This is a genomic window from Actinoallomurus purpureus (genome assembly GCF_024055795.1).
Lineage (GTDB): Bacteria > Actinomycetota > Actinomycetes > Streptosporangiales > Streptosporangiaceae > Actinoallomurus > Actinoallomurus purpureus.
In genome coordinates this window covers 129,711-153,671 of the sequence record NZ_JAMXMY010000019.1, presented here as the reverse complement: position 1 = coordinate 153,671, position 23,961 = coordinate 129,711, and the positions used below count along the sequence as shown (strand labels likewise).

Sequence of the window (23,961 nt, the reverse complement as noted above, 5' to 3'; positions counted from 1 at the left end):
GTTGACCTTGGGCGTATCGCCCATTCGCGGCCGCTCCCTAGGTCAACGAGGGTGGGGGCAGGCGCGGGCCGTCGTACGGGAGCGGGGCGCCGACCTGGGCGATCACGCAGGCGGGCCGCGCGTCGTCGAGCATGTACGCGATCCGGTCCGGGGGATAGCCGGGGTCGATGGGCAGGTACGCGCCGCCCGCCCGGCTCACGGCCAGGGCGGAGACGAGGAACTCCACGGATCGGGGCAGGGCGATCGCCACGATCGTCTCCGGCCCGACGCCCAGCCGGGTCAGCTCGCCGGCGAGTTCCCCGGCCCGCGTCCACAACTCCGCATAGGTGAGCCCCCGGGACCTCCCGGCGGTGCCCTCGACCGGACCCGGGAACGGAAGCGTCGTGGCGGCCGGGGTGTCAGGGGCGTCTCGGCTCCCCGCCGCGACCGTCTCCGGCGACAGCGGGACATCGAGGGCGTCGCGGCTCCCCGCCGCGACCGGCTCACGGGACGGCGGGGTGCCACGCGTGTTCCGGGTCTCGGCCGCGATCGGCTCGGGGCTCGGTGGTGTCGGGAGCGTCGAGGCGGTGCCCTCGACCGGTTCTGGAGGCGGAGGCGTCGTAGCGGCGTGGGCGCCTCGGGTTCCGGCCCCGACCGGCTTGAGGGGCGGCGGGGTGCCGTGCTCGGGGCTGGGTGGTGCCGGGGACGTCGTGGCGGTGGCCTCGACCGGTCCCGAGGACGGCAGGTCCGTGACGGCGAGGGCGTCGGGGGTGCGCTCGGCCCACGCGCCGACCAGCTCCGGCAGGGTGCGGGGCGGTGCGGCGGGCAGGCCCGCCGCCCAGTCGCCCAGGATCCGGTCGCGCTCGCCCGGCAGCAGGACGTCCAGGTCCGCGACGGGGGTGTCCGGCCGCGCGGCCATGGTGCGCATCAGCCGCTCGACGCGGGACAGGAGCAGCTCCGCCTCCGCGTCGTCGTAGGCGTCCGGCCGGTGGTCGAGCCGCAGCCACAGCCGGTCGCCGCCCCGCGGAGCGGCGACCAGGGCCAGCGGGTAGTGCGTCGCGTCGAACAGATCCACGCGCGTCAGCCGTACGTCGCCGAGCGCGATGTCCCCAGGCTGTGGATAGTTCTCGAACGCGGTCATCGTGTCGAACAGCGGCGTCCGGCTGATCTCGGTCAGCCCGGCGTGCTGGTGCGGGAACAGCTCGGCCTGCTCGTCCTGCAGGCGCATCAGCAGGGCGGCGACGGACAGCTCCTCGTCGATCCGCACTCGCACCGGGACGGTGTTGATGAACAGCCCGACCATCCGCTCCACGCCGGGGATCTCCGGCGGACGGCCCGACACCGCCGCCCCGAAGACGACGTCGTCGCGGCCGGTCAGCCGGGACAGCAGCAGTCCCCACGCGCCCTGGACGAGCGTGTTCGCCGTCAGTCCGTGCCGCCGGACGGCGGCCAGGTCCAGGGAGACCTCCGTGGTGACCCGCCGCGGCGGCTGCGGTGGCCCGGTCAGGGTCGCCGGGGCGACCATCGTGGGCTCCTCCACCCCGTCCAGGGCCTTCGCCCACGCCTCGCGCGCCGCCGTGCGGTCCCGCGCGGCGAGCCATTCCAGGTACCGCTTGTACGGAGTGACGGGGGCGGGCTCGCCGCCGAGACAGAGGGTGAAGAACTCCTCCGCCAGGACCGGCATCGACCAGCCGTCCAGGAGGATGTGGTGGCCGGTGACGATGAGCCGGTGCCGGTCCGGTCCTTCGGGGACGAGCGTGAACCGGAGCAGCGGCGGCCGGGTCAGGTCGAACGGGCGGGTCCGTTCCCGCTCGGCGATGGCGTCGGGGTCACCGGCGGTCTCCTCCCACGGCAGGGCGACCTCCCGGTGCACGAGCTGGACCGGCTCGCCGTTCTTGCGCTGCCGGAAGCCGCACCGCAGGTTCGCGTGCCGGGCCAGCAGCGCCGACGCGGCCCGTTTCAGCGCCGCGACGTCCAGGGAGCCCGTCAGGTCGAGCACCAGCTGCGTCGCGTACAGGTCCCGGTCGTCCAGCGCGGCGTGGAAGTACAGCCCCTGCTGGAGGGGGGACAGCGGCAGGATGTCCTCCAGCCGCCCGCGTCGGGTGTTCACAGATCCTCCAGCTCGGCCTCGAACTCGTCGATCTCGTCCTGGCCGAGGTCGATGAGGGAGATGTCGGACGGCGTGTGGCCGCCGTCCTCCGTGGCGGCCAGCTCTCGCAGCGCCGCCGACCAGGCCTCGGCGAGTTCCCGCACGTCGTCCTCGTCGTACAGGCCGGACGCATACGACCAGGTGACCTTCAGGTGCGGGCCGTCGGGCAGGTCGTGGGTCACCGCGTTCACGTCGATGCCGTGCGGCAGCGGAGTGCCCGCGCCGTGGCCCATGCCGAGCAGGCCGGACTCCGGCGCGGTGGACCAGTCGCCCTGCCCCGGGTTCACCCGCCCCTGGTAGTTGAAGCCGAGCTGCGGTGTCACCGTGAGCCGGCCGCGCGTCGCCGGGTTGAGGTACCGCAGCAGCCCGTACCCGATGCCCTCACCGGGGACGGCGCGCAGCTGTTCCTTGATCCGCTTGAGGGCGGGGCCCGGTTCGTTGGTGCCGGGGGTCAGCCGTACCGGATACAGGCTGGTGAACCACCCGACCGTGCGGGACAGGTCCACTCCCAGGTCGGTACGGCCGTGACCCTCCAGGTCGACGAGCACGCTGTCGCGTCCTCGCCGGCGGCGCATGGCCAGGGCGAGCGCGGTGAGCAGGACGTCGTTCACGGCGCCGTGGAAGGCCGCCGGGACGGTCGTCAGCAGAGGCTCGGTGACCTCCGGGGGAAGGGCCGCGTGCAGGTGCCGTACGGTCTCGGCGGTGTCCTTCGCCGGGTCCAGCGCCCGGCCGGCCAGCGGCGGATCGTCGTCGAGGGCGGCCCAGTGCGCGAGTTCGTCCACACGCTGTGGATCGTTCGCGGCGGCGGTGAGCCGCCGCGCCCAGCCGCGGAACGACGCCGGGACCGGGTCGAGCGGATGGCCGTCCAGCGCGAGGACCAGGTCGGGGAGCAGGATGCGCCACGAGACGCCGTCGACGACGAGGTGGTGCAGCGTCAGCAGCAGCCGGCCCGGCGCGTCGCCCGCGTCGAACCACACCACCCGCACCATCGCGCCGGTGGCCGGGTCCAGGGAGCGCTGCGCCGCGTCCGCGTGTTCCGCGATGTCCCCGATCCCCTCGACCCGGGCGACGTGCGGCCGTACGGTCCCGGGCGGTGTGATCTCGGCGTGCCGGCCGTCGAACCGCAGGCGGAGCGCGTCGTGGTGGTCGACGAGCGTCTCGACCGCCCGCGTGAGCCGGTCCAGGCCGAGACCGGGCGGCACGGTCAGCAGCGCCGACTGGTGCAGCGGGCCGCCGAGCCCGGCGAACCAGCTCATGATCGGCGTGAGCGGCACCGGCCCGACGCCCGCGCCCTCCGGTTCCGGCTCCGCGCGGTCCTCGCCGACCGGCCGCGCGACCGCCGCCAGCGCCCCCGGCGTACGGTGCCGGAACACCTCCCGCGCCGTGAACACGAGGCCCTCCCGCCGGGCCCGCGCGATCAGCTGGATCGCGACGATGCTGTCCCCGCCCAGGTCGAAGAAGCCGTCGTCGGCGCCGGCCGGTCCGTCCAGGCCGAGCACCTCGGCGAACAGCCGGCACATCACCTCCTCCTCCGGCGTGCGCGGCGCCCGGCCCGACGCCCGGTACTCGGGCGCGGGCAGCGCCGCGCGGTCGAGCTTGCCGTTCGCGGTCAGCGGCAGCTCGGGCAGGGGGACGACGGCCGCCGGGACCATGTACTCCGGCAACCGATCGCGAACGAACGCCCGCAGCCCGGCCGGGTCGGCCTCGCCCACGACGTACGCGACGAGACGCCTGCCGCCCGGAGAGTCCTCCTGCACGATCACGGCCGCCCGGGAGACGGCCGCGTGCCCGGTCAGCACCGCCTCGATCTCGCCCGGCTCCACCCGGAACCCGCGGACCTTGATCTGGTGGTCGGTACGGCCGAGGTACTCCAGCCGGCCGTCGGCACGGTGGCGGACGAGGTCGCCGGTGCGGTACATCCGCTCACCCGGGGCGCCGTACGGGTCGGCGACGAAACGCTCGGCCGTGAGGTCCGGGCGGCCCAGGTAACCGCGGGCCAGGCTGAGACCGGCCGCGTACAGCTCGCCGGGGACGCCGGGCGGCACCGGCCGCAGGTACTCGTCCAGCACGTACACACGGGTGTTCGCGACGGGCGTTCCCATGGGCGGGACGATCCGGCCGGACAGCGGCGCGCTCACGGTGGTGGCCACGGTCGTCTCCGTCGGCCCGTACGCGTTGATCATCCGGTGGCCCCGCGACCAGCGCTCCACGAGTTCGGGCGGGCACGCCTCACCGGCCACGACGAGGGTCAGCCCCGGCGGCAGTCCCTCCAGGGTGTGCAGCGCGGCAGGTGGGAGGGTCGCATGCGTGATCCGCCGCTCGGCGGCCAGCTCGGCCAGCGGCGCGCCCGGTACGAGGCGGTCGTCCGGTGCGAGCACCAGCGTCGCCCCCGACAGCAGCGCGACGAGTTCCCAGAACGCCGCGTCGAAGCCCGGCGACGCGAACTGCAGCACTCGGCTCCCCGGACCGATCCCCAGGCGTTCGCGCTGCGTCACGGCCAGGCTCGCGATCCCCCGATGCGTGACGACGACCCCCTTCGGCCGCCCTGTCGACCCCGACGTATAGATCACATACGCCGCACCATCCCGTTGACTTTGGGAGTGTCGCCCTTTCTCCCTGCCGTCGAAGGGCGATACTCCCGAGATCAACGCGGAGGGTCCGGCCCCGGAGAGGTCCAGGCGGGGCGGGTCGCCGGGCAGCTCGACGCCCTCCTCGGTGACCACGCAGACGGGACGCGCGTCCCCCAGCACGTACGCCACGCGGTCCGGCGGGTACGTGACGTCGATCGGCAGGTACGCCGCGCCGGTCATGGCCACGGCCAGCATCGCGACCACCAGGTCGACGGACCGGGGAAGAGCGATCGCCACGATCCGCTCCGGCCCGGCGCCCAGCCCGGCGAGCGTGTCCGCGAGGGCGCCGGCGCGTGCCTCCAACGCGGCGTAGGTCAGCTCGTCGTCCTCGAAGACGACCGCCGTCGCATCCGGGGTCGCGGCCGTCTGAGCCGCGAACAGCTCGGCCAGCGTGGCGGGCGGGACGTGCCGCGCGGTGTTGTTGAAGTCGTCGAGGATCCGGTGACGTTCGTGTTCGTCGAGGAGGTCGATGGCGCGGATGCGGGTGTCGGGGTCGGCGGCGACGGCGGTGAGCAGGAGGTCGAGTCGCGCGGCGATCGCCTCGACGGTCGCGTGGTCGAACAGGTCCGTCGCGTACTCCAGGACGCCCTCGAGACTCTCCTCCAGGCTCAGCGTCAGGTCGAACTTGGCGGTTCCTGCGTGGAGGGCGAGGGGTTCGGCGGTGAGGTCGGGGAGGTGGAGCTGTGCGCGGGGGTTGTTCTGGAAGGCGAGCATGACCTGGAAGAGGGGGTGTCGGGCCATGCTGCGGGGTGGGTTGAGGATTTCCACGAGGTGTTCGAAGGGGAGGTCCTGGTGCTGGTAGGCGGCCAGGTCGGTGTCCCGGACGCGGCCGACGAGTTCCCGGAAGGTGGGGTCGCCGGAGGCATCGGTGCGCAGGACGAGGGTGTTGACGAACATGCCGATGAGGTCGTCCAAGGCCTGGTCGGTGCGTCCGGCGATGGGCGTGCCGATCGGGATGTCGGTGCCCGCGCCCAGTTTCGCGAGCAGCGCCGCCAGCGCCGCCTGCACCACCATGAACACGCTGGCGTTCGTCTGCCGCGCCAGCGCCCTGACACGTTCGGCGTCGAGCCGCACGGGCACCTGCCCGCCCCGGTAGGAGGCCTGGGCGGGGCGGGGTCGGTCGGCAGGCAGGTCGAGCCGGTCGGGCAGGCCGTCGAGGGCCCCGCGCCAGTAGGCGACCTGCCGGGAGATGAGACTGTCGGGATCGTCCTCGGGTCCGAGCAGCTCCCGCTGCCAGAGGGCGTAGTCGGCGTACTGGACGGGGAGCGGTTCCCAGGCCGGCGACCGTCCCTCGGCGCGTGACGCGTAGGCGGTGATCAGGTCGCGGGCCAACGGCGCGAACGACCAGCCGTCGGCGGCGATGTGGTGCAGCACGACCAGGAGGACGTGCTCGCCGGGCCCGGTCGCGTACAGGTGCGCGCGGACCGGGATCTCCGCCGCCAGATCGAAACCGTCCGCCGCATCCCGCGCCAGGGCCGCCGCCACGTCATCGGCGGCGGTGACCCGGAGCTCGGGACGCGGGTCCTCCAGGATCACCTGGTACGGCGTGCCGTCCGACTCGGGGAAGATCGTGCGCAGCGTTTCGTGCCGCGCGACGACGTCGGTCAGGGCCGCCCCCAGCACGTCGGCGTCCAGGTCACCGGTCAGCCGCAGGGCGAGCGGCATGGCGTACGTGGCGGAGTGGCCCTCCAGCCGGGCGAGGTACCACAGGCGCCGCTGCGCGTACGACAGCGGCGGCGCGACGGCACGAGGGCGTGGCGTCAGCGGAGGGCGGGCGGTGTCCGCCCCTTCGGCGATCTCGGCGAGGCCGGCGACGGTGGGGTTCTCGAACAGGGCGCGGACGGGGAGTTCGACGCCGAGGATCGTCCGGGTGCGGGCGGTGACGCGGGTGGCCAGGAGTGAGTCCCCGCCCAGGTCGAAGAAGCCGTCATCGATTCCGACGGAGGGGACGCCGAGCACTTCGGCGAAGATCTCCCGCAGCATCTCTTCCACCGGTGTGCGCGGGCCACGCGCAGACGCCTCGATCTCCGGGGCGGGCAGGGCACGGCGGTCCACCTTGCCGTTCGGCGTCAGCGGCAGCACGTCCAGGACCACCACCGCCGACGGCAGCATGTACTCCGGCAGGCTCTGCCCGGCGAACTTGCGCAGCTCCGCCGTGTCCACCGCCCCGACGACGTACGCGGTGACGCGCCGGTCGCCGGGCCGGTCCTCCCGCACCACGGCGACGGCCTGGGAGACGGAGTCGTGGGCGGTGAGCACGGCCTCGATCTCGCCCAGCTCGATGCGGAACCCCCGGACCTTCACCTGCTGGTCCACCCGGCCGAGGTACTCGATCGACCCGTCGGGGCGATGTCTCGCCAGGTCGCCGGTGCGGTACATGCGGCCGGGGCCGTACGGATCGGCGACGAAACGCTCGGCGGTCAGGTCCGGACGGCCGAGGTAGCCGCGCGCCAGACCGGAACCCGCGACGTACAGCTCACCGGGGACGCCCGGAGGCACGGGCCGCAGCGCGGCGTCCAGGATGTAGACGCGGGTGTTGCCGATGGGGCGTCCGATCGGGGGCCGGGCGGCCGTGGTGTCGTCGATCGCCCCGCTCGTGGACCAGATCGTCGTCTCGGTCGGACCGTACAGGTTGAGGACCGGGCATCCGCGGTCCACCAGGGCCCGGGCGAGCCCGGCGGGCAGCGCCTCCCCGCCCACCAGCACCCGGAGGCCGTCGAGGCCCGGAAGGTCGACGAGCTCCTGCCACAGGGTGGGGGTGGCCTGCATGACGGTCGCGTCCGCGATGAGCCGGCCGAGCCGCGCCGGATCGGCGATCTCCTCTTCGCGCGCCAGCCGGATCCGTGCTCCGGCCAGCAGCGGGAGGTAGATCTCCAGTACCGAGATGTCGAAGCCGACCGTGGTGACCGCGACGAGCGTGTCGTCGGACGTGAGGGGAACCCGCTCGGCCATCGCGTCGAGGAGGTTGGTGACGGTCCCGTGCGGGACGACGACGCCCTTCGGCCGCCCGGTGGACCCGGACGTGTAGATGACGTAGGCGGGGTGGCCCGGACGCGAGTCGCGGGGGGCATCGAACTCCGAGGGCTCGCCGGGATGCAGGGGCAGCCGTACGAGGGGCAGGCCACCGGGGAGCACGTGCGCGGTCGTCTCGCAGGTCACCGCCGCGATCGGCCGGGCGTCCTCGATCATCATGGCGATGCGGTCGGCGGGGAATCGCGTGTCGATCGGCAGGTAGGCCGCCCCCGCCTTGTGCACGGCGAGCATCGCGACGACCAGTTCGGCGGTACGCGGAAGGGCGAGCGCGACGAGCCGTTCGGGACCGGCGCCGTGCTCGTCGATGAGGTGGCGGGCCAGCCGGTCCGCCTCGTCGCCCAGCCGGGCGTACGTGAACGTCACGGGGGTCGCCGGATCCTCGAGCGTGCCCGCCACGAGCGCCGGCGCGTCCGGTGTCCGGGCGGCCTGCGCCTCGAAGAGCTCGACGGGTGTCGCCTCGGGGACCGGGCGCACCGTGGCGTTCCACTCTTCCAGGACCCGATGGCGTTCCCGCTCGTCGAGGACGTCGATGTCGCCCAACGCGACGTCCGGGTTCGCGACGACCGCGCGGAGCAGGCGAACGAACCGCGTCACGATCGCCTCGGCGGTCGCGCTGTCGAACAGGTCGGTCGCGTACTCCAGCACTCCGCTCAGCCCGTCACCGTCCTCCAGCACGAAATGCAGGTCGAACTTGGCGGTTCCTGCGTGGAGGGCGAGGGGTTCGGCGGTGAGGTCGGGGAGGTGGAGCTGTGCGCGGGGGTTGTTCTGGAAGGCGAGCATGACCTGGAAGAGGGGGTGTCGGGCCATGCTGCGGGGTGGGTTGAGGATTTCCACGAGGTGTTCGAAGGGGAGGTCCTGGTGCTGGTAGGCGGCCAGGTCGGTGTCCCGGACGCGGCCGACGAGTTCCCCGAAGGTGGGGTCGCCGGAGGCGTCGGTGCGTAGGACGAGGGTGTTGACGAACATGCCGACGAGGTCGTCCAGGGCCTGGTCGGTGCGTCCGGCGATGGGCGTGCCGATCGGGATGTCGGTGCCCGCGCCCAGTTTCGCGAGCAGCGCCGCCAGCGCCGCCTGCACCACCATGAACACGCTCGACCGCGTGCTCCGGGCGAGCCCGGCAACCCCGGCCCGGAGCTCCGGGTCGATGTCCAGCGGAACCCTCCCGCCCTCGTAGGAGGCTTGCGCCGGTCGTGGCCGGTCGGTGGGCAGGTCGAGCTGATCGGGTAGGCCGTCGAGGGCGTCGCGCCAGTAGGCGACCTGCCGGGAGATGACGCTGTCCGGGTTGTCCTCCGATCCCAGCAGCTCCCGCTGCCAGAGGGTGTAGTCGGTGTACTGGACCGGCAGCGACCGCCACGTGGGCGAACGTCCCTCGGCGCGGGCGGCGTACGCGGTGATCAGGTCGCGGGCCAACGGCGCGAACGACCAGCCGTCGGCGGCGATGTGGTGCAGCACGACCAGCAGCACGTGCTTGCCGGGCCCGACCCCGTACAGGTGCGCGCGGACCGGGATCTCCGCCGCCAGATCGAAACCGTCCGACGCGTCGTGGGCGAGCGCCGCCGCCAGGTCGTCGGCCTCGGTGGTCCGGACCTCGGGCCGTACGTCGTCCAGGACCACCTGATACGGCTCGCCGTCGACCTGGGGATAGATGGTCCGCAGTACCTCGTGCCGCGCGGCGACGTCGGCCAGCGCCGCCCGCAGAGCCTCGGCGTCGAGATCACCGGTGAGCCGGAGCGCGAGCGGCATCGTGTACGTGGCGGTGCCGCCCTCGAGCTGATCGAGGAACCACAGCCGCCGCTGCGCGTACGACAGCGGGACCCGATCCGGGCGGGGCGCGGGTCCGAGCCTCGGCCGGCCGGGGTGACGTGCGCCGTCGAGGTGCTCGGCCAGGGCGGCGACGGTCGGGGCGTCGAAGAGGACACGGACGCCGATTTCGACGTCGAGTTCCGCGCGGATCCGGCCGACCACGCGGATCGCCAGGAGAGAGTCGCCGCCGAGAGCGAAGAAGTCATCGTCCGGGCCGACCCCCTCCACCGCGAGCAGCTCCGCGAACAGCCCGCACAGGATCTCCTCGGTCGGTGTACGGGGACCTCGTGATGAGGAGGCGGCGAACTCCGGCTCGGGCAGGGCGCGGCGGTCCAGCTTGCCGCTGGGAGTCAGCGGTACCTCGTCAAGAATCACGACGGCCGCCGGGACCATGGACTCCGGAAGCACGCGGGCGGCGAGCGCACGCAGGTCCGCGGCCAGCCGGATGCGGTCGGCATCGGTGGCACCGGCGACCACGTAGCCCACCAGCCGGACCCCGTCCGTGCCGTACGGCAGGGCGACGACGGTGCAGTGGGCGACGTCATCGTGTCCGGACAGGACGGCTTCGATCTCGCCGAGTTCGATGCGGACGCCGCGGATCTTGACCTGGTGGTCGAGGCGGCCGAGGTATTCGAGTTCGCCGTGGCCGTTCCAGCGGGCGAGGTCACCGGTCCGGTAGAGGCGTCCGGGTCCGTAGGGGTTGGCGACGAACCGCTCAGCCGTGAGGTCGGGCCGGTCATGGTAGCCGCGGGCGAGTTGAGTCCCGGCGAGGTAGAGCTCGCCTGGCACGCCGGGCGGCACGGGCCGCAGGGCGGCGTCCAGCACGTATACCCGTGTGTTCCAGACCGGCCGTCCGATCGGCACGCTCACCGAACCCGGCCGGCAGAGCCAGGAGGTGACGTCGACGGACGCCTCGGTGGGTCCGTACAGGTTGTTCAGCTCGGTACCCGGCAGCAGGTCATGGAACCGCGCGGCCAGTTCGGGTGACAGCGCCTCCCCGCTGCACAGCACCCGCCGCAGGCCGGAACAACCCGCCGCCTCCGGCTCGGTCAGGAACGCCGCCAGCATCGACGGCACGAAATGCGCGGTCGTGACCTGTTTGTCGCGGATCAGCCGGGCGAGGTACCGGGGGTCGCGGTGGCCGTCGGGCCGGGCGATGACGAGGGTCGCGCCGGTCTGCAGGGGCCAGAAGAGCTCCCAGACCGACACGTCGAACGTCGTCGGCGTCTTCTGCACCACCCGGTCGCCGACCTGGAGGCGGTATTCGTCCTGCATCCACAGCAGCCGGTTCACGATCCCGGCGTGCGGGATGACGACGCCCTTGGGGCGGCCGGTGGAGCCGGAGGTGTAGAGGACGTACGCGGCGTTGCCCGGCGAGACGACTCGAGTCGGGGCGGTGGCGGGGAATCCCGCCAGTTCCTCGCGCACGCCCGGGTCGTCGACGATCAGCGCGGGCGTGTCACGGGGAACCCGGGCCCCGGCCGTGGTGATGAGCAGCGCGGGGTGGGTGTCGGCGAGCATGGAGGCGACGCGGTCGGCGGGGTGGTCCGGGTCCACCGGCACGTAGGCGCCCCCCACCTTGACGACGGCGTACATCGCGACCAGCAGGTCGACCGAGCGCGGCAGGGCCAGGACGACGCGGCTTTCCGGGCCGATGCCGCATTCGGCCAGGTAGTGCGCGAGCCGGTTGACCCGGACGTCGAACTCCGCGTAGGTCAGCTCGGTGTCCTCGTAGACCAGCGCGACCGCGTCCGGGGTGCGCGCCACCTGCGCCTCGAACAGGTCCGCCAGCGTCACCGCCGGCACCGGGCGCTCGGTGTCGTTCCACTCCTCCAGCACGCGCGCTCGTTCGCCGGGCAGCAGAACGTCCACGGCGCCGACCGGCAGGTCCGGGGTGTCGGCGATCGTGTTCAGCAGCGTCAGGAACCGGGAGAGCAGCGTCGCGGCGGCGTCCCCGTCGACAACGTCGGGCCGGTGATCGAGGCGGACCGTCAGCCGGTCGCCGGGGACGACGTACAGGGTCAGGGGGTAGTGCGTGGCGTCGCGTTGCGCCGCGCCGGTCAGCCGGAGACCCGCGACCGGCTCGCCCATGGCCGACGGGTCGAAGGGGTAGTTCTCGAACACGGTGAGCGTGTCGAACAGTCCCGCCCCGGCCGTCGTCCCGCCGAGCAGGCCGGTGATCTCCGCGAGGCCCAGGTGCTGGTGGCCGAGCAGCGCGGCCTGTTCGCCCTGGAGCCGTCGGAGCAACTGCGCGAGCGTCTCGTCGTCCCGGACGCGGAGTCGTACGGGGACGGTGTTCACGAACAGGCCGATCATCTGCTCGGCGCCCGGCAGCTCCGGCGGGCGGCCGGAGACGACCTGGCCGAACACCACGTCGGACCGGCCGGTCAGCCGCGCCAGCAGCAGTCCCCAGGCGGTCTGGACGAGGGTGTTGAGCGTGACGCCGTGCCGGCGGGCGTGCAGGCGGAGCCGGCCGGTGAGCTCCTCCGGCAACTCCTCCGACACCGCCGACGGCAGCACCGGAGGCCGCCCGGCGGCCTCGGGCACCAGCAGTGTGGGCTCCTCGACGCCGTCGAGGGCGGCGGTCCAAGCGGCGGCCGCGGCGGCGTGGTCCTGCCGCTTCAGCCAGGCGAGGTACTCCTTGTAAGGAGTGGCGGCCGCGGGCGCGGCACCGGCGTAGCGGGTCAGGAGTTCGGTGACCAGGAGGGGAGTCGACCAGCCGTCGAGCAGGATGTGGTGGTTGGTGAGGACGATCCGGGCGCGGGCCGGCCCGATCCGTACGAGCGTGAGGCGGATGAGCGGCGGGCGGGTCAGGTCGAAGGGCGCGACGCGTTCGGCGTCGGCGATCCGGTCGGCCTCGGCCTCGTCGGCCGCCTCGACCTCCCGGAACGGCAGCTCCACCGTGCGCGGAACGACCTGCACGGGCTTCCTGACCCGGTCGTGCGGGAAGGCGGCGCGCAGGTTCGGGTGGCGGCGCAGCAGGTCCTGGCCCGCCTTCCGCAGTGCGTCCGCGTCGACGGTGCCCTCGACGTCGAGCACCACCTGGGCCGCGTAGACGTCCCGCTCGTCGAGGAGGGCATGGAACAGCAGGCCGTGCTGCAGCGGCGACAGCGGCCAGACGTCCTCGATCTGTGACCGGTTCAACCCTGCTCCCATAGGTCTTCCAGGGCGTCGATCTCGTCCTGGTCCAGCTCGACGAGGGTCAGGTCGGAGGGCGTGTGCCCGCCGCCGTCCGCGGCGGCCAGCTCCCGCAGGGCCGCGAACCACCGGTCGGCCAGGTCGCGTACCTCGTCCTCGGGGAGCCACCCGTCGGGCCAGACCCACGTCGCGCGCAGGTCGCCGTCCCGCGTCACGGCGTCGATCTCCAGGCCGTGGGCGAGCGGCAGGTCCGGGTCGTGGCCGGTGCCGAGCACGTCCGACTCCGGGGCCAGGCTCCAGTCGCCGTCCCCGGTGTCGACCCTGCCGAGGTAGTTGAAGACGATCTGCGGCGTGGGCAGGGCGGCCAGCCGGTCGCGGGCCCGCGGGTTGAGGTGGCGCAGCAGCCCGTACCCGAGGCCCGCCGGGGCCGCCCGCAACCGCTCCTTCACCCGCTTCAGCGCCTGTCCGGCGTCGTCCGTGCCCGGATCCAGCCGTACCGGGTGGAGGCTCGTGAACCAGCCGACCGTGCGCGTCAGGTCGACGCCGCGGGGAGCGTCATGGTCGCCGCCCAGGCCGTCGAGGTCCTCGCGTCCGTGCCCCTCCAGATCGACCAGTACGCCGCCCTCGGCGTCCTGCCCGTGGTCGCGTCGCCAGGCCGTGACGGCGAGGGCGAGGGCGGTGAGCAGGACGTCGTTCACGCCGCAGTGGAAGGCGGCGGGGACGGTCGTCAGGAGTGGTTCGGCCCGCTCGCGCGGCAGGGTCACGGTGAATCGCCGCAGGTCCGTTCCGGTGTACGCGGCGACGTCCCGCGACCCACTGCCGCCGAGGGGCGGATCGGCGACGTCGAGGATCTCGATCCAGCGCGGGAGGTCGTCCACAACCTGTGGATGGTTCGCGCCGGTCGCCAGCCGCTGCGCCCACCTGCGGTACGACGTCGGCACCGGGTCGAGTGCCACGCCCTCCAGCGCCAGCACGAGATCGGGCAGCAGGATCCGCCACGAGACGCCGTCGACGACCAGGTGGTGCAGGACCAGGAGCAACCGGCCCGGCGCGTCGCCGGCGTCGAACCAGACGACCCGGACCATCGCCCCCGCCTCCGGGTCGAGGCTCCGGCGGGCGGCCTCGGCCCGTGCCGCGATCGCGTCGCGGTCGTAGCCCTCGACGCGGGTGACGCACGCCGCCGCGTCCACCGCGCCCGGCGGCGCCGTCTCCAGCAGCCACGAATCCACGTCCGTCCGGCGAAGCCGTGTCCGCAGCACGTCGTGGTGGTCGAGGAGCGTCCGCAGCGCCGTCGTGAGACGGTCCACGCCCAGGGCCGGCGGCACGGTCAGGAGCATCGCCTGGCTGAAGCCGTCGAACGGGCCGCCGCGTTCGGCCAGCCACGACACGATCGGCGTGCGCGGTACCGGGCCGACGCCCGCGCCGGGCGGTTCGGTCCGCGCCGTCACGTCGGAGGCCGCCCGGGCGACCGCGGCGAGGGCGGCCGGGGTCCGGTGCTCGAACACCTCCCGCGCGCTGATCACCAGCCCGGCCGCCCGTGCCCTCGAAACCAGCTGGATCGCGAGGATGCTGTCGCCGCCGAGATCGAAGAACCCGTCGTCGGCCCCGACCGGGCACGATGCCGCCTCGTCGCCGGCCGGATCCAGGCCCAGCACCTCGGCGAAGATCTCGCAGAGCAGCCGCTCGGCCGGAGTGCCCGGAGCACGGGACCCGGCCGAGGCACCGAACACGGGGGCGGGCAGCGCCGCGCGGTCCACCTTGCCGCTCGGGGTCAGCGGCAGCGCGTCGAGCGCGACCACGGCCGCCGGGACCAGGGACTCCGGCAGGACCCGAGTCGCGGCCCGCCTCAGCTCGGCCGGGTCGGCGTCACCCGTGACGTAGGCGACGAGGCGCCGATCGCCCGGCCGGTCCTCTCGCGCCAGCACCACGACCGAGGTCACGCCCTCCTGCCCGGCGAGCACCGTCTCGATCTCGCCGAGTTCGATGCGGACGCCGCGGATCTTGACCTGGTGGTCGAGGCGGCCGAGGTATTCGAGTTCGCCGTGGCCGTTCCAGCGCGCGAGGTCACCGGTCCGGTACAGGCGCCCCGGCCCGTACCGGTTCGCGACGAACCGCTCAGCCGTGAGATCGGGCCGGTCGTGGTAACCGCGGGCGAGCTGGGTCCCGGCGAGGTACAGCTCGCCTGGCACACCGGGCGGCACGGGCCGCAGAGCGGCGTCCAGCACGTATACCCGTGTGTTCCAGACCGGCCGTCCGATCGGTACGCTCGCCGCACCCGGCCGGCAGAACCAGGAGGTGACGTCGACGGACGCCTCGGTGGGCCCGTACAGGTTGTGCAGCTCGACGCCCGGAAACAGGTCATGGAACCGCGCGGCCAGTTCGGGTGACAGCGCCTCCCCACTGCACAGCACCCGCCGTAGAACAGAACAACCCGCCGCCTCGGACTCGGTCAGGAAGACCGCGAGCATCGACGGCACGAAGTGCGCCGTCGTCACGCGTTGCTCCCGGATCAGCTCGGCCAGGTAGCCCGGATCGCGGTGCCCGTCGGGCCGGGCGATGACGAGCGTGGCGCCGGTCTGCAGGGGCCAGAAGAACTCCCAGACCGACACGTCGAACGTTGCGGGGGTCTTCTGCACCACCCGGTCATCGGGTCCGAGCCGGTATTCGTCCTGCATCCACAGCAGCCGGTTCACGATCCCGGCGTGCGGGACCACCACCCCCTTCGGCCGCCCCGTCGACCCGGAGGTGTAGAGGACGTACGCGGCGTCGCCCGGCGAGACGACCCGAGTCGGGGCGGTGGCGGGGAACGCGGCCAGCTCCTCGCGCACGCCCGGGTCGTCGACGATCAGTAGAGGGGCGCCGGCGGGCAGCCGGGTCGCGACCTCGGCGGTGGTGATGATCACGGCGGGCCGGGTGTCGGCGAGCACGTACGCGACACGGTCGGCGGGATGGTCCGGGTCGACCGGCACATAGGCGGCCCCCGCCTTGATCACCGCGTACATCGCGACCAGCAGCTCGACCGAGCGTGGCAGCGCCAGCGCCACGAACCGCCCCGGGCCGATCCCGCACGCGGCCAGGTAGTGCGCCAGCCGGTTAACGCGCGCGTCGAACTCCGCGTACGTCAGCTCGACGCCCTCATGCACCAGCGCGACCGCGTCCGGGGTGCGGGCCACCTGCGCCTCGAACAGGTCCGCCAGCGTCACCGCCGGGACCGGGTGCTCGGTGGCGTTCCAGGCGTCGAGGACCTGGCGCCGTTCGGCGTCGTCGAGCAGGTCGATCGCGCCGATCGGGACGTCCGGGTCGGCGGCGACCGTCTCCAGCAGCCGGACGAAACGGGCCGCGATCCGCTCGGCGGTCCCGGCGTGGAACAGGTCGAGGGCGTACTCCAGGGTCCCGGCGAGCCCGGCCGGGCCGCCGTCGGATGCCCGCTGCTCCTCCAACATCAGGTGCAGGTCGAACTTGGCCACTCCCGCGTGCACCGGTTCGACGGCCGCCCGCAGGCCGGGCAGGTCCACGACCGCGCGTTCGGTGTTCTGGAAGGCGAGCATGACCTGGAACAGCGGGTGCCGGGCCATCGACCGTTCCGGTGCGACGAGCTCCACCAGCCGCTCGAACGGCAGGTCCTGATGCTGGTAGGCGCCCAGGTCCGTCTCGCGGACCCGGGCCAGGAGCTCGCCGAAGGACGGGTCGCCGCCCGTGTTCACCCGCAGCACCAGCGTGTTCACGAACATGCCGACGAGGTCGTCCAGCGCCTCGTCGGCGCGTCCCGCGATGGGCGAGCCGATCGGGATGTCGGTTCCCGCGCCGAGCCGGGTCAGGAGCGCGGCGAGCGCCGCCTGCGCGACCATGAACACGGTCGCGCCGTTCTCGCGCGCCAGCGCCTCGAGCCGGGCGTGCAGCGCGGCGTCGACGTCGAAGGCGACGGTCGCGCCTCGGTACGACGCCCGGGCCGGGCGCGGCCGGTCGGCGGGCAGGGCGAGCCGGTCGGGCAGGCCCGCGAGCGTCTCGCGCCAGTACGCGATCTGCCGCCCGATCGGGCCGGAGGGTTCGCCGTCCTCCAGCAGGGCGCGCTGCCAGAGCGCGTAGTCGGCGTACCGCACCGGCAGCGGACTCCACGCGGGCGTCTCGCCGTTCGTCCGCGCGGCGTACGCGGTGATCAGGTCGCGGGCCAGCGGGGCGAGTGACCAGCCGTCGCAGGCGATGTGGTGCACGACGATGAGCAGCAGGTGCTCGTCCGCCCCGAGCGCGTACAGGTGCGCCCGCAGCGGCGGCTCGACCGAGAGGTCGAAGCCCCGCGCGGCGTCCGCCCGTACGCGCGCGTCGAGCCCCGGCACCGGCGTCGCGGCGACGTCGACGACCGTCAGCTCCGGGGCGATCCCGTCGACGACCAGCTGGTACGGCGTGCCACCGGAGACCGGGAAGACGGTCCGCAGCGGCTCGTGCCGCTCGGCGAGGTCGCACAGCGCGATCCGCAGGGCGGCCTCGTCGAGCTTTCCGGTCAGCCGCAGCGCGATGGGGATGTTGTACGTGCCCGAGGGTTCGTCCTCCAGGCTGTCGAGGAACCAGAGCCGCTGCTGCGCGTACGACAGGGGGACGATCGGCGGGTGCTCCACGGGCCGCAGGGGCGGCCGGGCGGTCCCCGCCGTGTCGAGCGCCCGCACGACACCGGCCGGTGTCGGCGCCTCGAACAGCGCCCGGATCGTCGGCTCGACCCCGAACGCCGACCGGATCCTGCTGAGCACACGGGTGGCGAGCAGCGAGTCGCCGCCCAGGTCGAAGAAGTCGTCGTCGGCGTCGGCCCGCTCCACGCCCAGCACGTCGGCGAAGATCCCGCAGACGATCTCCTCCGCCGGGGTCCGCGGCGTCCGCGACGGCACCGTGGCGGACACGTCCGGGGTGGGCAGCGCCGCACGATCGAGCTTCCCGCTCGGCGTGAGCGGAAGGGCGTCGAGGACGACGACGGCGGACGGCACCATGGGGGCGGGCAGCCGGTGGGCGGCGAACCCGCGCAGCTCGACCGGGTCGACGCCGCCGGTGACGTACGCGACCAGGCGCCGGTCGCCAGGACGGTCCTCCCGCAGGAGGACGACGGCCTGGCCGACCGCCTCGTGCGCGGTGAGGACGGCCTCGATCTCGCCGGGTTCGACCCGGAAACCACGGATCTTGAGCTGGTGGTCGGTACGGCCCAGGTACTCGACCTGGCCGTCGGCGGTCCAGCGGGCCAGGTCGCCGGTCCGGTACATGCGGCCGGGGCCGAACGGGTTCGCGACGAACCGCTCGGCCGTCAGGTCCGGCCGGTCGTGGTACCCGCGGGCCAGGCCGCTGCCGGTCAGGTACAGCTCGCCGGGCACGCCGACCGGGACGGGGTTCAGCCAGGCGTCGAGGATGTGGGCGCCGGTGTTGGTCAGCGGCCTGCCGATCGGGACCCGTCCGTCCGGATCGCCGTCGTCCTCCCAGGCCAGGGCGTACACCGTGACCTCGGTGGGACCGTAGACGTTCGCGATGCGGGTCTCGGGCAGCGCGGCCCGCGCCTCCCGGAGCAGCTGCGGCGTCAGCGCCTCGCCGGCCAGCGCGAGCGTGCCCGTCCTCGGCCGCACTCCCCGCGCGAGGACGGCGGCCAGCGCCGAGGGCACCGCGCAGACCAGGTCGACGTCGACCGGCCCGTCGAGGAGGGCGAGCAGGTCGGGGACGATCTCGATGGAGCCGCCGGCCAGCAGCGGGACGAACGTGTCGAACACCGAGACGTCGAAGTTGAGCGACGTCGCGGCCAGCACCCGCGACAGCCGTTCCCGCCCGAAGTCGCGTACGGCCCAGTCGACCAGGTCGACGACGCCCCGGTGCGGGACGACGACGCCCTTCGGCCGTCCCGTCGACCCGGAGGTGTAGATCAGGTACGCGGCGTTGCCGGGCCGCGCCCGCCGCCCACCCGCGACCGGTGCAGTCTCGGTTCCGTCCGGAAGCGGCGAGGGAACGCGGGGCACGTCGCGAGGGAGCACGGTGTCGTCATGGGCGATGACGCAGGCGGGCGCGGCGTCGTCGAGCAGCAGCGCGACGCGCTCGGCCGGGTGGCTCAGGTCGATGGGGACGTATGCGGCGCCCGCCTTGAGCACCCCCCACAGCGCCACGATCAGCTCCGCCGAGCGCGGCAGCGCGACGGCCACGAAGTCCTCCGGGCCGATGCCGCGCGCGGCCAGCACGCCAGCCAGCCGGTCCGCCCGTGCGCCCAGCTCCGCGTACGTCAGCGTCACGGAGTTCGCCGGATCGACCACCGCGACGGCACCCGGCGTGCGGGCGACCTGCTCGTCGAACAGCTCGCCCAGCGTCGCGGGCGGGACGTGCCGGGCGGTGTCGTTGAACTCGTCGAGGATCCGGTGGCGCTCGTGTTCGTCGAGGAGGTCGACGGCGCCGATCCGCGCGTCCGGGTCGGCGGCGACCGCGGTGAGCAGGCGGTCGAGTCGCGCGGCGATCGCCTCGGCGGTCGAGCGATCGAACAGGTCCGCCGCGTACTCCAGCGCACCCGACCCGCCTCCGTCCAGGTCGAGCAGCAGGTCGAACTTCGCGCTCCCCGTGTCGATCGGCCGGACGCCGGCCGTCAGGCCCGGAAGGTTCAGGTCGACCTGACCGGTGTTCTGGAAGGCGAGCATGACCTGGAAGAGGGGGTGTCGGGCCATGCTGCGGGGTGGGTTGAGGATTTCCACGAGGTGTTCGAAGGGGAGGTCCTGGTGCTGGTAGGCGGCCAGGTCGCCGTCCCGGACCCGATCGACCAGCTCCCGGAATGTCGGATCCCCGGAGACGTCGGTGCGCAGGACGAGCGTGTTGACGAACATGCCCACGAGGTCGTCCAGGGCCTGGTCCGTGCGTCCGGCGATGGGCGTGCCGATCGGAACATCGGTCCCTGCCCCGAGCCGGGTCAGCAGCGCCGCCAGCGCCGCCTGCACCACCATGAACACGCTCGCGTCGGTCTCGCGCGCGAGCGCGGCCAGCCGCGCCGGGTCCAGCCGCACCGGAACCCGCCCGCCCGCATAGGACCTCTGAGCGGGACGGGGCCGGTCGGCGGGGAGGTCCAGCTGGTCGGGCAGGCCGGCCAGGGCCTCGCGCCAGTAGGCGACCTGCCGGGAGATGAGACTGCCGGGGTCGTCCTCCGATCCGAGCAGCTCCCGCTGCCAGAGGGCGTAGTCGGCGTACTGCACCAGCAAGGGTTCCCAGGACGGCTCCCGGCCCGCCGCCCGCTCGGCGTACGCGCCGATCAGGTCGCGGGCCAACGGCGCGAACGACCAGCCGTCGGCGGCGATGTGGTGCAGCACCACCAGCAGCACATGTTCACCCGGCCCGACCGCGTACAGCCGGGCGCGCAGCGGGATCTCGCCCGACAGGTCGAACCCCCGCGCGGCGTCCTCCGCGAGCGCGGACTCCAGGTCACCGGTCCGCGTCACGGGCAGCTCGGGCCGTACGCCGTCCAGCACCACCTGACAGGGCTCGCCGTCGCCCTGCTGCGGATAGACCGTCCGCAGCACCTCGTGCCGCGCGACGAGGTCGGTCAGGGCCGCCCGCAGCGCGTCGGCGTCCAGGTCACCGGTCAGCCGGAGGGCGACGGGCAGCGTGTAGGTCGCCGCGTGGCCGTCCAGCCGGTTCAGGAACCACAGCCGCCGCTGCGCGTACGACAGCGGGACCGGTTCCGGTCGCCGCCCGGTGGCGACGAGCGCGGGCCGGGCCGGCCCGGTGGCGTCCAGCGTGGCGGCGAGGCCGGTGACGGTGGGGTTCTCGAACAGGGCGCGGACGGGGAGTTCGATGCCGAGGACCGACCGGGTGCGGGCGGTGACGCGGGTGGCCAGGAGTGAGTCCCCGCCCAGGTCGAAGAAGCCGTCATCGATTCCGACGGAGGGGACGCCGAGCACTTCGGCGAAGATTTCGCACAGCACCTTCTCCACCGGTGTGCGCGGGCCGCGTGAGGACGCCTCGACCTCGGGGGCGGGCAGGGCGCGGCGGTTCACCTTGCCGTTCGGCGTCAGCGGCAGCGCGTCCAGGACCACCACCGCCGACGGCACCATGTGACCGGGGAGGTTCCGCCGCGTCAGGTCGCGGAGCGCGGCCGGATCGGCGTCGGGGCCCGTGACGTACGCGACGACGCGGCGGTGCCGGTCGTCCTCCGGTCCGTCCTCGCGCAGGACCGCCGCGACGTCGTCGACGGACGGGTGGGCGGCGAGGACGGCCTCGATCTCACCGAGCTCGATCCGGAAGCCGCGCAGCTGCACCTGGTGGTCGGCCCGGCCGACGTACTCCAGGCGGCCGTCGGCGTGCCGGCGGGCCAGGTCGCCGGTGCGGTACATGCGGCCGGGGCCGTACGGATCGGCGACGAACCGCTCGGCGGTCAGGTCCGGACGGCCGAGGTAGCCGCGCGCCAGACCGGCACCCGCGACGTACAGTTCACCGGTCACGCCGGGCGGCATGGGCCGCAGCGCCGCGTCCAGGACGTACACCCGCAGGTCGGGGATGCCGACGCCGATCATGCCGGCCGGCCCGGCGGCGGTGCTCGCGGAGTCCAGCGGCGCGTACGTGACGTGCACCGTGGTCTCGGTGATGCCGTACATGTTGACGAGGACGGGCGCGTCGTCGGCGTGCCGGGAGTACCAGTCGGCGAGCCGCGACGGGTCGAGCGCCTCACCACCGAAGATCACATACCGCAGCGCCAGGTCGCGGGTCTTGTCCCGGTCGGCGCGCATGAGCTGGCCCCACGCCGACGGCGTCTGGTTGAGCACGGTGACGCGCTCGTCGTCGAGCAGGCGGAGGAGGTCCTCAGGGGAGCGGCTGACGTCGTACGGGACGACGACGAGGCGGCCGCCGTACAGCAGGGCGCCCCACAGCTCCCACACCGAGAAGTCGAAGGCGCAGGAGTGGAAGAGCGTCCACACGTCCGACGGCCCGAACCCGAACCAGTGGTCGGTGGCGTCGAGAAGCCGTACGACGTTCTCGTGGGGGACGACGACGCCCTTGGGCCGTCCGGTCGATCCGGACGTGTAGATGACGTACGCGGGGTGCTCGGACCGCAGCGGCACGACGGGATCGTCGCCCGGGTACCCGGCGAGGGCGGCGTCGTCGAGCGTCACCCGTTCGACCTCCGCGGGCAGGTCCGCCGTCGCGGTCGTGAGCACGAGCGCGGGGTCGGCGTCCTCCAGCATGGCCGCGACGCGGTTCGCCGGGTAGTCCGGGTCGATCGGGACGTACGCGGCGCCGGACTTGAGCACGGCGAGGATCGCGACGACGAGGTCGGCGGAGCGCGGAAGGGCCAGGGCGACGAGCCGTTCGGGCCCGGCGCCGAGGGCGATGAGGCGGTGGGCCAGCCGGTTCGCCCGCGCGTTCAGGTCCCCGTACGTGAGGGAGATGTCGGCGTGGGTGACCGCGACGGCGTCCGGCCGGTGCGCCGCGCGCGCGGCGAACAGCTCCGGGATCGTCGCCCGGCGGGCGCGCGGTGACGCGAACGGCTCCGCGAGCATCGCGCGGCCGCTCTGCGGGGACCCGGACGGCTCCTGTACCACGGGCTGCTGCTCGAGGGCCGCGGCCCGCTCTTCCGGGAGTGCGACGTCGAGTACGCCGATCGGGCGGTCCGGAGCGGCGGTCCCGAGGGTGCGCAGGAAGTCCAGGAAGCGGGCGTGGTGGGCGGCGACCTCCGCCGGGGTGTACCGCTCGGGGTGGGCGTCGATGTCGATCCGGGTGCCCTCGCCCGTGGCGCCCTCGTACACGTTGACGGCGAGGTCCTCGACCGGGCCGGTGGTCAGCACGTGGGGGACGCCCCGGTGACCGGCGAAGTCCAGGTCGTGCTCGAACCCCATGATGTTGATCAGCGGACCGTAGAGGGGGCGCGCGTCGCCGAGGAGGCCGAGGTCGCGGCGCAGGTCCTCCAGGCGGTACCGCTGGTGCCGCAGCAGCCGCCCGACCCGCTCGGTCACCTGCCGGGTCAGGTCGCGGACCGAGTCGGCGGGCCGTACGGTCAGCCGGAGCGGCAGGACGTTCGACAGCATCCCGGGCGTGCGGCGTGCCGCCGGGGTGGTCCGCGCGGTGACCGCGAGACCGAGGACGACGTCGGAGACGCCGCACAGCCGGGCGGTGTACGCCGCGGCGGCCGCGATCGTCAGCCCGGTAAGGGTGGTGTCCAGCACCCGCGCCGCGGACGTCAGCGCGTCGGCCTCGGCCGGGCTCAGCCGGCCGGACTCGCGGATGAACCGCGCGGACGGCCGCGTGCCGTGGGCGGGGCGAACGGACAGCGACGGGGCGTCGGGCAGGGACGGGGCGCCGGGCAGCGTCGGGGCGTCGGGAAGACCGGCGAACCGCTCGAGCCAGTAGGCGCGGTCGCGCTCGAAGCGGCGGGACGCGCGGTACTCCTCGTCCTCGGTGAGCAGGACCTCCAGCGAGCCGAGGGTCCCCGCGCCGTACGGCCGCCCGTCGACCATCGCGGTGTAGACCTCGGCGAGCCGCCGCGTGATCAGCGGGCCGCTGTAGCCGTCGACGGCGAGGTGGTGGCAGCGCAGGTACCACAGGTGACGGTCGTCGCCGAGGCGCAGGAGCGCGTTGAAGAACAGCCGTCCGGCCATCAGGTCGACCGGGGCGGAGGAGTCCGCGCGCATCCACGCGCGGGCGGCGGCCCGGGGGTCGGCCTCGCCGCTCAGGTCGACGACGGGCACCTCGACCGGCGCGAGGTCGAGGACCTGCTCCGGCGGGCCCGCGGACGGGGCCGGGGACTCGACGAGGCGGACGTGCACCGCCTCGATCTCGTGCGCGCAGGCGCGCACGGCGGCGGTGAAGACGCCGGAGTCGACCGGCCCGTCGATCTCGACGTACTGCGCGACCTGGACGGGGGCGTCCGGATTCAGCAGTTGGGCGTACCAGACGCCGCGTTGCGCCGCCGACAGTGGCCAGGAGGTGGACACGGAAGGTCAGGCCGGGTCGGTGGCGGGCCGGTCACCGACGCGTTCGCCGAGGTGGGCGGCGAGGGCGTCGATGGTCGGGTGGGTCCAGGCGAGGGTCGGCTCGACGTCCAGTCCGTACTCCGCCTCGATGTCGCCGCACAGGCTCATCGAGTACACCGAGTCCATGCCGTACTCGGCGAGCATCGCCGACGGGTCGATGTCCGCGGGGGACCGTTCGAGGTACTCGGCGACGCGCTGGGTGAGCCAGTCGCGGATCAGGGTTTCACTGGGCATGGAGGGGGCCTCCGTCAGGGGTTGTGCACCGGGTGAG

At 73.7% G+C, this 23,961-nt stretch carries 4 protein-coding genes; all 4 read right to left on the bottom strand.

Annotated elements, in window-relative coordinates; all coding sequences use genetic code 11:
- Positions 1-37: 37 nt before the first annotated feature.
- Genes NE236_RS30535 through NE236_RS30520 form a run of 4 tightly spaced genes read right to left on the bottom strand, consistent with a single transcriptional unit; the run spans position 38 to position 23,924 of the window.
- Positions 38-2,089 carry a condensation domain-containing protein gene (locus NE236_RS30535; protein ID WP_252845653.1) on the bottom strand — a complete coding sequence of 684 codons (2,052 nt, stop codon included), beginning with the start codon at positions 2,087-2,089 and terminating at the stop codon, positions 38-40.
- A complete protein-coding gene (locus NE236_RS30530; protein WP_252845652.1) occupies positions 2,086-12,735 on the bottom strand; it encodes a non-ribosomal peptide synthetase in 10,650 nt (3,549 codons plus the stop codon). Before NE236_RS30530 ends, NE236_RS30535 begins: the two co-directional genes overlap by 4 nt.
- A complete protein-coding gene (locus NE236_RS30525) occupies positions 12,732-23,651 on the bottom strand; it encodes a non-ribosomal peptide synthetase (RefSeq protein ID WP_252845651.1) in 10,920 nt (3,639 codons plus the stop codon). Before NE236_RS30525 ends, NE236_RS30530 begins: the two co-directional genes overlap by 4 nt.
- Before the next feature lie 6 nt (positions 23,652-23,657).
- Positions 23,658-23,924, bottom strand: coding sequence for an acyl carrier protein (locus NE236_RS30520; RefSeq protein WP_252845650.1), 267 nt, complete (start codon positions 23,922-23,924; stop codon positions 23,658-23,660).
- Positions 23,925-23,961 lie beyond the last annotated feature (37 nt).